At 43.1% G+C, this 10,601-nt stretch carries 11 protein-coding genes and 1 pseudogene; 4 read left to right on the top strand and 8 right to left on the bottom strand.

Annotation, left to right across the window (positions count from 1 at the left end):
* The 4 genes from V7D75_RS06115 to V7D75_RS06100 form a co-directional block, all read right to left on the bottom strand.
* Positions 1–380, bottom strand: a 380-nt coding sequence (locus tag V7D75_RS06115) for a LysE family translocator (protein WP_333613849.1), incomplete at its 3' end; no start/stop codon positions are given.
* Positions 381–540: 160 nt separating this feature from the next.
* Entirely contained in the window at positions 541–1,791 is a 1,251-nt protein-coding gene (gene argE / locus V7D75_RS06110; RefSeq protein ID WP_333613830.1) for an acetylornithine deacetylase, read from the bottom strand.
* 108 nt (positions 1,792–1,899) lie between these two features.
* Complete coding sequence (locus tag V7D75_RS06105; RefSeq protein ID WP_333613829.1) at positions 1,900–2,382, bottom strand: nucleoside deaminase; 483 nt, start codon at positions 2,380–2,382, stop codon at positions 1,900–1,902.
* 104 nt (positions 2,383–2,486) lie between these two features.
* Positions 2,487–3,140 carry a UPF0149 family protein gene (locus V7D75_RS06100; RefSeq protein ID WP_333613828.1) on the bottom strand — a complete coding sequence of 218 codons (654 nt, stop codon included), beginning with the start codon at positions 3,138–3,140 and terminating at the stop codon, positions 2,487–2,489.
* Between the two features lie 207 nt (positions 3,141–3,347).
* Between V7D75_RS06100 and V7D75_RS06095 the strand changes: the two genes are divergently transcribed.
* Complete coding sequence (locus V7D75_RS06095) at positions 3,348–3,788, top strand: hypothetical protein (protein ID WP_068407475.1); 441 nt, start codon at positions 3,348–3,350, stop codon at positions 3,786–3,788.
* Between the two features lie 151 nt (positions 3,789–3,939).
* The gene (locus V7D75_RS06090; protein WP_333613827.1) at positions 3,940–4,497 is read left to right on the top strand and encodes a cell division protein ZapA; all 558 of its coding nucleotides are present in this window, start codon (positions 3,940–3,942) and stop codon (positions 4,495–4,497) included.
* 122 nt (positions 4,498–4,619) lie between these two features.
* Here V7D75_RS06090 and V7D75_RS06085 read toward each other — a convergent pair whose 3' ends face one another.
* From V7D75_RS06085 to V7D75_RS06070, 4 genes are all read right to left on the bottom strand, one after another.
* A complete protein-coding gene (locus V7D75_RS06085; protein ID WP_442968925.1) occupies positions 4,620–4,910 on the bottom strand; it encodes a hypothetical protein in 291 nt (96 codons plus the stop codon).
* Positions 4,911–5,022: 112 nt separating this feature from the next.
* Positions 5,023–7,116 (bottom strand): glycine--tRNA ligase subunit beta, encoded by a 2,094-nt coding sequence (glyS, locus tag V7D75_RS06080; RefSeq protein ID WP_333613826.1) that lies wholly within the window; start codon positions 7,114–7,116, stop codon positions 5,023–5,025.
* A gap of 9 nt (positions 7,117–7,125) precedes the next feature.
* Positions 7,126–8,160: a glycine--tRNA ligase subunit alpha gene (glyQ, locus tag V7D75_RS06075; RefSeq protein WP_442968924.1), complete on the bottom strand. Its 1,035-nt coding sequence runs from the start codon at positions 8,158–8,160 to the stop codon at positions 7,126–7,128.
* Positions 8,161–8,645: 485 nt separating this feature from the next.
* Positions 8,646–8,858, bottom strand: coding sequence for a PspC domain-containing protein (locus V7D75_RS06070; RefSeq protein WP_333613825.1), 213 nt, complete (start codon positions 8,856–8,858; stop codon positions 8,646–8,648).
* Positions 8,859–9,375: 517 nt separating this feature from the next.
* Between V7D75_RS06070 and nadR the strand changes: the two genes are divergently transcribed.
* Together nadR and V7D75_RS06060 are read left to right on the top strand one after the other, a co-directional pair.
* Positions 9,376–10,416: a multifunctional transcriptional regulator/nicotinamide-nucleotide adenylyltransferase/ribosylnicotinamide kinase NadR gene (gene nadR / locus V7D75_RS06065; RefSeq protein WP_333613824.1), complete on the top strand. Its 1,041-nt coding sequence runs from the start codon at positions 9,376–9,378 to the stop codon at positions 10,414–10,416.
* A 99-nt stretch (positions 10,417–10,515) separates the two neighbouring features.
* Positions 10,516–10,601, top strand: a pseudogene (locus V7D75_RS06060) (nicotinamide riboside transporter PnuC); the annotation flags it as partial.

Raw genomic sequence — 10,601 nt, 5'->3', positions numbered from 1 at the left:
CGCGGCATAGGCTTATCTGCCATTTCTGTAGCCGTATTTAGCTCTTTATTAACTTCTGTACTCAGCTCGCTGGCATCACTCATCAAGTTGCTACTGGCACTATCACGCCACGATGTAACACCCAAATAAATAAGGTAAATCGCACCAACAGTCTTAATCACTGTCAGTAACCATGGCGATTGACGGCTGATAACATCGAGTCCAAGAAGCGTGGACAACAGCAAAATAAATAATCCAAGGCTTAAACCTGCCAGCGTCCATAAAGTACGCTTGACGCCATAATTAAGGCCATATTGGAATGCCAGTAGCATGTTTGGACCGGGGGTCGCTGAGATAAAAAACGTACTTGCAAAAAATACCGCAAACAGATGCCAAGACATCAACGAACCCCTACTTTTTTATAAAAATTTAAATAACACATGCGCCATGTTGAAAAGCATGCGTCATGTTGAAAAAATAAACACCGCCATAAAGACGGTGTAAGTCATGCGCATCTATATTGCCATAAAATTGTAATAAAGATGCTTGTTGACTATTTTATCAGCTGATAGCGCAACTGTTTAGAAGCTTTTGTAAAAACTCATCACAACGTGCCATTTCACTTAGCGCGACATATTCATCGGCTTTATGCGCCTGCTCAATACTACCAGGACCGCAAATGATCGTTGGGATGCCGCTATTAGTAAACTGACCGCCTTCAGTTGCATAAGCGACTTTATGACGTGTATCGTCACCGGTCAGAGCGATAATTAATGCTTGTAGCTCAGCGCTGTCGCTATCGGTCATCGCTGGTACACTTTCTTCTTGTAGCAGTTCAATGCCAGTATCGGCAGCGCGTGCTTGCATTTGTGCGCTGAGCTCTGCAACCTTTGCCTGGATCGGTGCGAGGATATCGTCTTGTGTCATATGCGGCAGATTACGATAATCAAAGGTAAATTCACACAGATTAGGGACGATATTGGTCGCGGTGCCGCCTTGTATGGTGCCAACAGACAATGTCGAATAAGGCACATCAAACATGCCATCGTTATCGTCACGCTGGCTGATTTCTTCTGCTAAAGTATCAACATAACCAATCAAACGACTGGCATAGCTAATAGCGTTGACACCTTGGGCAGTTAATGATGAATGCGCTGACTTGCCATGGACGCGGCAACGGTAAACCGCGATGCCTTTATGCGCTACCACCATCGTCATATTAGTCGGCTCACCCACGATACAGTAATCAGGGGTAATATTACGCGCTTTTAAATCCGCTAATAGCAGCGGTGCGCCCAAACAGCCGACCTCTTCATCAAACGACAATGCCAAATGCAATGGGCGACGCAATTGACCTGCGTTAGAGAGTTTTACTGCTTGCGGCAATAGTGTCAACGCACATGCAATAAAACCTTTCATATCGCAAGCACCGCGACCGTATAGCTTGTCACCACGAATGGTTGCGGTAAACGGCTCAGACGTCCAGTCTTGCCCGTCAATCGGTACGACATCGGTATGACCCGATAGTACCAGACCATGATTCACTTCATCGGCATCTTTTCCAGCTGGTACCGTAACGAATAAATTGGCTTTATTTTTAGCATCATTAAAGGTTAAATCTACCGTTAAGCCCAATTGCTCGCAATACGCTTTCACATCGTCAATCAATGCCAAATTTGAATGGCGACTGACCGTATCAAACGCAATTAATCTTGTCAGCCAGTCAATACTGTCATTTGGATAATTGCCAATAGAATAATGAGTATTGGGCGTTTCTCGTTCTGCAACGTTATCGTAATTTTTTAGCGTCATAAGACTTCCTTATCGTACTAAGATAAAAAGACACAGCTTTTTTAATAAGCGTAATAATGAGGACACGCTCTAGCCTTTTTAAGCAGATTTTTTACTTAAGTTTTTTGCTTAAGCTTTTTGAAATGAACGCTGCTGTAGGGCTCTGATTTCTTCATCTAAACCGGCAATCGGACCTTCGACGGGTACATTCGGTGCCACTTCTTGGATACTTAATGAATGGATGGGTGATGTTGAGCTCACACCCATCTCGTCCATCCATTTACCGAGCTGTTTTGATGAGCTGATATAGACAATACGACCAAGCCCCGCCCACGCATGTGCCGCGGAGCACATGGCGCAATGCTCACCCGAGGTATATACCACGGCTTTTGCCCGCGCCTCAGGGGTCATATTTTGAGCGGCCCATTTAGCCACAGCAATTTCAGGATGGTAAGTCGCATCGACCGTATTGGCACGATTACGATCTTCTTGTAATACTTTGCCATTGCCATCGACCAACACGCCACCAAACGGCGCATCGCCCGCCTCTAAGGCTTCAGCAGCGAGCTCTACGCAGCGGCGTAAATAAGTCATCTCATTATCAGTAGTCATCATCGCTTCCCTTTTATTATTTTGGATAGCTATCCAATAGCCAAGTACCATTTCTCTGGCATCAATCTCAGCTATTTCTCATTCCCTTTATCCTATCATGTTAATTATGATGGGCGGTTTTGATTCATCACATCAACGACCGGCGGCATCGGTTTAGGCAACCTACCTTCTGCTTGTAGCTCTTTGGTGGTTTTGGCATCGATAGCCAAGCCAGCAATTAGAGCAATATCTTTCACAGGCTTGCGTTGACGCGTAGCAAAACTAACCGGTACCATGCGTGCAAATTCAAAAATATGCAGATAAGACTCTTCGCCACCTTCGAAGTCTTCATCATCTTCTAATCGAATCGCACCAATTTTTGCCAAATCCGACAGCATCTCGTTTTCATCGCCACTTAGACCACAATCGGTAATACCAAAACCGGTCATAAAGCCATTTGCCCACTGTTTCAGCGCCATCACGCGCTCGTACAGATCGTGTTCATCATCTGGCACCAGTGGCATATACGCATAAGCATCGTCTTTGTCTTTTAACTGAAAAACAATGTCTTCTGCCTCTTCGGTAAGCAAGGTTAATGCGGCATCAGGCAGCGGCGCAAAGCTCAACTCTTCAAACACCTTTGCCCAAACTGGCTCGTCAGGTGCATTGCAGGCGGTCATCAGCCCTGTCATCAAGCCGTGTACCTCGCTGATAGACACGTCCGTCCAGCCATCAAACGCAGCCAACCAAGTATTCCAGCCAGAGATATTGTCATTCATAATAGATGTCCTAGTGATTGATTAATAGTGGTAAATACCAACAGACGCCGCCCGATATTATTCATAAAGCGGCAAGTGATAAAAGTCACAAAGCAAAGCGCCATACAATTACTTTGTTGATATAGATATTATGCGGTCACCTATGGCATTATTAAACGCAGAGAACAAAATTCATTTACGCTTACTTGTTAAGGATAAAAACTGACTATGTATGACCAACTTAGAATATTAGAAAAAATGGTACTCGATATTAAAAAACAGTATCAGCTTGTCAGTGCTGAACTTAGCAGCCTCAAACAACAACCAGTGACTGACCCAAAAGAGCTTACCGCTCTTAAAACCAAGCTCGATAGTAGCTATAGCGAGCGTGACGGTGCCAAAAAACAATTAAACGATCTTGATAAGCGCTACCAAAGCCTTGCCGAAGCGCATCATATGATTGGCGAAGAACAAGACAAATTAAACAAGCAAATCGAGCAATTACAGCACCAAAACCATGCACTGCAGCAGCGTAATAATGAATTAAAACAGCAGTATAGCGATATTAAGCAACAAAATAGCGACTTGAAGAAGAAAAATGAATTGGCCGCTGAGCGTACCCAAGTGGTCTTACAGCGTTTGACACGTATTGACCAAGCCGAAAGTTAAGCAGACGTTGATATTCATCATGCTTAATTTGAGCAATTTTGCTGATTAACTTTATCTATTCAGCATTTAAGTTTATTAGGTTTATCAGCACCCTATTTATAGCAATGACAGTTAATCATTCACTTTAATGACACATATTGTAGGATTTATCATGACCGATGACCGCGCAAACCCTGTAGAGCGTCAACTGCAAAGCAGTCAGACCCACAACATTCAACCCACAAACACTCAATCAACAGCCACTCCAGCAAAAGACAGTCAAACACAAACCACGCAACCACAAAAAGCCATGCCAAATAATTCGAACACTCAAAATAGCAGTGCAAACAATAATTTAAATAGTAATGCAAATAGCAATAAGGCAACTAATAGCACGGTAAGTAGTAGCGCTGCTAAACCTGAAAGCGCCCCTGAGCCGCAAATTAAAAAGGTCGATGTAGCGATTGCTGGCGTAACCTACCCTATTTTTTGTCCCGTACATGAACAAGAGGAGCTGCACTCGGCAGTTTCTTATATCAACGACTTTGCTCTGAAGTCAAGAAAAGAGGCACCAGGTCTTAGCCAAGAAAACCTACTGGTATTAACCTGCTTAAATTTATATGAAAAAATTCAAACTTATGAAAGAAACGAAGAAGATCGTCTGCAACAAAGCAAACAGTCTGAAGCACTGCTCAACAAAATTATGAAAGATGCCCATTCTGTTCTATAAATTTGCCTCAATATTAAATAGGTATTCTAAAAAGATAAGCGCTTAGCTCTAATGAGTTAAGCGCTTTTTTAAATGGTGATAATAGCTTATCGATTTATGATTGACGACTTATGGCTTACAAGTTAAGCATCTGCTTGATAAGTCTTACCAGCATGAAAGTCCGCCTGATGCTCATAATTGCAAAAGAATAATTCTTTATTAGCGGCCATATCATTATTACTATTTAAAGTAGGTGTAGGTTCAAGCACACCGCGATACTCAGCCAAACTATTGCCACAAAAATCACACTGGCGCGGCGTGGTCACATCACCCTTTTTTGGCATCATGCTTTTTGGCGCCCGCGGGTACATAAACTTATAAAAGCCCCACATCACAGCCCAAATAATAAGAATTACAATGATAACGGCCAACACGTCAGTGCTCCTTTGGATACGTTCTAAGACATTATAAACCTAACGCTGTAGAATAAGCGCATAGATGCTTAAACTAACGGAAGTCTATCACTGTCGAACTATAATGAACAAACTATAGCTGCAGCTCACTGATGTCAGCGACGGTTAAGAATAAGGCGCGCACTTGCTTAAGCAGTGCTAAGCGATTGTTTTTCAGCGCCGCATCTTCACTATTAACCATGACGTCAGCGAAAAAGTCTGACAAAGGCGCATCCAAACTGACCAGCGTTTGCAATACTTGCGTATAGTCAGCAGTTTCTAGCAAAGGTTTGACCGCCATCTGTGCTTGCTGAACCGCTTGATATAACGTTTGCTCAGCAGCTTCAGATAATAGTGCTTCATCGACAGTGTCAGCGACACTTACTTCTGATTTCGCTAAAATGTTGGCAACACGTTTGTTTGAATCGGCAAGCTCTTCGGCTTGTGGCAATTCACTAAACGTTTGCACAGCGCGAATACGCTGATCAAAATCGAGCGGCATATGCGGGTTAATCGCTTGCACGGCTTGAATCGTATCGACACTGACGCCCTGCTCAGTATACATCGCCCGATAGCGTGAGTTTAAAAAAGCCATCACTTGGGTAAAGGTGTCGCCCATCTTGGCAATCTTGCTATTATCGCTCGTGTTATAGCCTTTAATTGCTTGTTCAACCAAAGCCACTAAATTAATTGGTAATTGCTTTTCGATTAAAATACGCAAAATACCAATCGCTGAACGACGTAAGCTAAATGGGTCTTTTGAGCCCGTCGGAGCTTGGTCAATGGCAAAAATACCAACTAGCGTATCTAAGCGATCTGCCAAGGCTAAGCAAATACCAATCGGTGTCTGCGGCAATACGTCACCGCTGAACTTAGGCAAATACTGCTCTTCTAAGCTTGCGGCGACGGCCTCAGGTTCATCATTTAAGCGCGCATAATACGTACCGGCGATACCTTGCAGTTCAGGATATTCACCGACCAATGAGCTGGCCAAATCCGCTTTGGATAATATTGCAGCTCGTACCGTTTCATCAACATTAATATCGCGACCTTGCTGCTGCATCAGTGTAGCGATAAAGGCAGCAAGCTTGGCAATACGCTCAGATTTTTCCCATATCGTACCGAGCTTATCTTGGAAGACACGCGTTTTTAGGCTTTCAGTCAAAGCAAATAAAGGCTGCTTTTGGTCTTGCAAGAAGAAAAACTCCGCATCCGCCAAACGCGGACGCACGACTTTCTCGTTGCCTTCGATGATTTGATTCGGGTCTTTTGACTCAATATTGGTGATAAAAATAAAGTAAGGCTGCAATTTGCCTTCCTTATCGGTCAAGCAAAAATATTTTTGATCGGCTTGCATGGTCGAGATAAGCGCTTCTTGCGGCACTTGTAAAAAGCGCGCTTCAAAGTTTGCTCGTAGCGCAATCGGGAAATCAACCAACGCGGTTACTTCATCTAACAAATCTTGCGGCACGATCGGATCGGCATTAACTTCATCGGCTAGCGTTTTGACTTGGTTTTTAATCAACGTTTGACGCTTATCAAAATCCGCCACGACTTTTAAACCATCGAGCAGCTGCTCATAATCGTTAGCATGCGTAATCTCGTGATAGTCAGGACTGTGGAAGCGATGACCGCGCGTTTTCTTGCCAGTTTGATGTCCTTGGATAGTCGCATCAATGACCGCATCATCTTGCATCAATACCGCCCATTGTACCGGACGTACAAACTCATTGCGGCTCGCGCCAGAACGCATACGCTTAGCAATAGGCAAATTATCAAGCGCGGTTTGGAAAATAGTAGGTAGCAGTTCAGTCGTCGCTTGACCCTGAATAATCTGCTCATAGCCGACATAATCACCTTTATCGGTGTTAATAGTGATCAGCTCGCTGGCGTCGATACCTAAACCTTTAGCAAAACCAATCGCTGCGCGCGTTGGATTACCATCGCTATCAAAAGCCGCTTTAATCGCAGGACCACGTTTTTGCTCACTACGATCAGGCTGCTTATCGCTGATACCCTCAATTCGAATCGCCAAACGACGCGGCGCGGCAAAGGCTTTGATGCTATCGAAGCCAATTTCAGCTTCACTTAACTGCTCGGTGACACTCGCTTGTAGCGCATCACGTAAAGGTTTTAGACTTTTTGGAGGTAGCTCTTCACACCCCAGTTCAAATAAAATAGTACTCATGGGATGCTCCTATTGATTATTAGTTTGGTTGTTGTCAGTAGCTTGATTATTTTCTGTATTCTCAGTGGTTTCTTCTTTTGGCAAATACTTATCGAGCGCCGCTTGACGATGCGCTTCATCAGCTAATGGGAAACCTAATTTCGCGCGTGCTTCGACGTAACCAAAGGCAACCTTGCGAGCAAGCGTACGTACACGCAGAATGAAACGCTGACGTTCTGTCACCGATATCGCACCGCGCGCATCAAGTAAGTTAAAGGCATGCGAGGCTTTTAGCACCATCTCATAGGCAGGTAGTGGCAAACCTTCGGCAACTAATTTATCGGCTTGTTGCTCATAAAAATCAAACATCTGACCCATCATTGGCACATCAGCATGCTCAAAGTTATAGGTTGATTGCTCAACTTCGTTTTGATGGAAAACATCACCATAGGTTACGCGGCCAAATTCACCGTCTGCCCAGACCAAATCATAGACACTATCGACGCCTTGTACATACATCGCCAAGCGCTCAAGACCATAAGTAATCTCGCCTGTCACGGGGAAACACTCGATACCGCCAACTTGTTGGAAATAGGTAAACTGCGTCACTTCCATGCCGTTAAGCCAAATCTCCCAACCAAGTCCCCACGCACCAAGCGTTGGCGACTCCCAGTTGTCCTCCACAAAACGCACATCATGTACCAATGGATCAATACCGATAGCGCGCAGTGAATCCAAATACAGCTCTTGGATATTGGGTGGATTGGGCTTTAGAACCACCTGAAATTGATAATAATGTTGTAGACGGTTCGGGTTATCACCGTAGCGCCCATCAGTTGGACGGCGCGATGGCTGCACGTAAGCCGCATTCCAGCGCTCAGGACCTAGCGAGCGCAAAAATGTCGCGGTATGAAAGGTACCAGCGCCGACCTCCATATCATATGGTTGCAAGACTACACAGCCCTTATCAGCCCAGTAGTTCTGTAAGGTGAGAATTAAATCTTGAAAAGTCATCGGCTGAGCAGGTTTTTCTGCGGTCATTGAAGTTGTCGCTTGAGATGTCATAGTTTGGATTGTCATAGTTTGGGGCATGTCATAACGCCGCGGTGGAATGGATATTATAAAATAAGATATTGATAGCGCGCGTATGACCTATTAGGCAACGGCTCTATTTGCCTGCTCACCTTACTAAAAATTGACTATTTTATCTATATTTAGCGCAATTAAATTTGTCTAAATCGCTCAAATAGTCAGTTATTTGCTTGGTTCATCGTCAAAATCTACCTATAAGCATTGTTAAGCCGATAGATATAAAAACAAGATAAAAAAATACCCAAATGCGTGAGCATTCGGGCAGGAGGAAAAGTGTGTCGCAGGCATCCTGATGAGTCAGGCTTTTTGTTTTTTCATGGGCTGTTATTTTTATTTTAGCCTTGTACTTTATGTTTTTACCGTCATTCAGATGACTTTGTCTGTAATATTGTGACTTTAATATTGAGAACTTAATACTCGTCAAATTTTATATTCATCTTAACTTTTTAACTTTGCTCTTACTGATAAGACTCAGCGTTTGCTTTAGGCATGATTATCCATAAAATAATATAAATTAAGATACCTGGAACGGCGGCGCTCATCGTTGAGACGATCACAAAAAGTAATCTCACCCATGTTGGTGACCAACCGACATATTCTGCAATACCACCCATCACACCTGCGATCATACGATTATTTCTTGAACGATGTAATTTTGCTAACTTAGCCAAATCAATTACCTCTCTTATTATTTATACTTATTTTAAATGTATTATTTAACGTTATTTTCTATAATTTATTTTGAAACGTTATAAAAATTCATAACCCTTTTGAACTTACGAATAAGTATAGCAACTATTGACTTTTTATCTGTTGATGATATAGACGTGCTTTGTGAGTTTATGCTACTTAAGCTTACTCTAAGCTCTCGTAATTGCGCCTAAACCCCTGATTTTAAATAACTATTTCAAAATGTTTCATGATTCAATTTGTTTCGCTTATATTACATATTCTGTTACAACTTTAAAAAGCTCAAGCAATCACTTTAAATCTGTTTAGGTCGAAAATCTTTATTATTTATTGATAATTTAATATTAAAAGCCCTTTCTAAAATAACGCCTATTTACAATAACCTACCTGTAAATCTATCCAAACCTTTATACCATGCTATTAAATCATCAAGGCTTAGCAAATATGAATTGCCACGATGAATCATAACTAAAATAAAAACAGCACATAAGGAAAGCTATGTACGAGTCAGGATTAATGATTGGACATTTTGAACCGCTACATTTAGGACAAATGCGCAGTATATTGGACGCTGCAGGACAAGCGAAAACCCTGCATATTGTCATTATGGCGCACCCTGACCCGCATCCAGACTTTAATATTACCTTGCAAGATAAGGCGCGTTGGCTACAGATGGCGTGCGCAGACTTGCCATTTATCCATATTCATACCACTGATGAAATTGAGCTGCCGCTACATGAAAGCTTTGCCGATGTCAGCATCGATATTGCGGCTAGCAATGCCAAGCTGCAACGATTGATAGACGCATTAGGACTGCCAACAGAAACGGTATTATTTGTCGCAGATAACCATCCTTTGGCGCAGTCGGACATTTCTGGACAGTTAGTCATGCCAGTAGTCACGACGCCATTGCAATCTGAATTTGATTCTTATGCGATTGCACGTAATCCGGTTGCGCACTGGTCGGCGCTGCACCCACAAGTACGCGGCGACTATACCAAAACAGTTGCCATCGTCGGCGGTGAAAGCTCAGGCAAGACGACATTGGTACATAAGCTTGCCAACTATTATGGGGCTAGCTTTGCGCTAGAGATGGGACGGCTGTATGTCGGCACAGATTTGGGAGGTAGCGAGATTGGTCTGCAGTATAGCGATTATGGTCCCATTGCTCTCAATCATGCCCAAGCTATCCGCGCTGCCGCTGCTAGAGCAACGGCGCCTGTAACCATTATTGATACAGATTTCGTCACTACGCAGGCTTTTTGTGAAGAGTACGAAGGTCGTACCCATCCCTTTGTGAGCGCATGTATCGATGAGTTTCGCTTAGACCATACCATTATGCTCGATAACAATACGCCCTGGGTTGACGATGGCATGCGCTCATTAGGCACGCCTGAAGATCGCGGACGCTTTGAGCAGCGCTTATTAGATATTTTTGCCCGTCATGATATTGAGCCACATATGATTGATCAGCCCGATTATGATGCCCGCTATCAGCAGGCTTTATTAATGATTGATAAGCTTATCTATGGTAAATAACAAACTTAGAAAAACCATAGAAAAAATGCTGTTAAAAAAAATAACTCTAAAATAAGAAAAAAACGATAATAGCTTTCATACTTTGAGGAAAAAGACGTTATGCGTATTCAGCTTCTAGACAACATCACCGGGAAATGGGCGATTCAATGGATTGTCCTATGGTTTATTTGCGGTGTCATTGCCTT

The organism is Psychrobacter sp., from assembly GCF_036731945.1.
Classification (GTDB): domain Bacteria; phylum Pseudomonadota; class Gammaproteobacteria; order Pseudomonadales; family Moraxellaceae; genus Psychrobacter.
Note: the sequence above shows the minus strand (reverse complement) of the source record. Positions and strands in the feature narration are given on the sequence as shown.

What these genes read in the sequence shown, in the direction of transcription:
- V7D75_RS06095 (WP_068407475.1), top strand. Translation starts at nt 3,348, where the DNA reads ATGTATGACCAACTTAGAATATTAGAAAAAATGGTACTCGATATTAAA.
- V7D75_RS06090 (WP_333613827.1), top strand. Translation starts at nt 3,940, where the DNA reads ATGACCGATGACCGCGCAAACCCTGTAGAGCGTCAACTGCAAAGCAGT.
- argE (WP_333613830.1), bottom strand. Translation starts at nt 1,791, where the DNA reads ATGACGCTAAAAAATTACGATAACGTTGCAGAACGAGAAACGCCCAAT.
- glyQ (WP_442968924.1), bottom strand. Translation starts at nt 8,160, where the DNA reads ATGACATCTCAAGCGACAACTTCAATGACCGCAGAAAAACCTGCTCAG.
- V7D75_RS06100 (WP_333613828.1), bottom strand. Translation starts at nt 3,140, where the DNA reads ATGAATGACAATATCTCTGGCTGGAATACTTGGTTGGCTGCGTTTGAT.
- nadR (WP_333613824.1), top strand. Translation starts at nt 9,376, where the DNA reads ATGTACGAGTCAGGATTAATGATTGGACATTTTGAACCGCTACATTTA.
- glyS (WP_333613826.1), bottom strand. Translation starts at nt 7,116, where the DNA reads ATGAGTACTATTTTATTTGAACTGGGGTGTGAAGAGCTACCTCCAAAA.
- V7D75_RS06105 (WP_333613829.1), bottom strand. Translation starts at nt 2,382, where the DNA reads ATGACTACTGATAATGAGATGACTTATTTACGCCGCTGCGTAGAGCTC.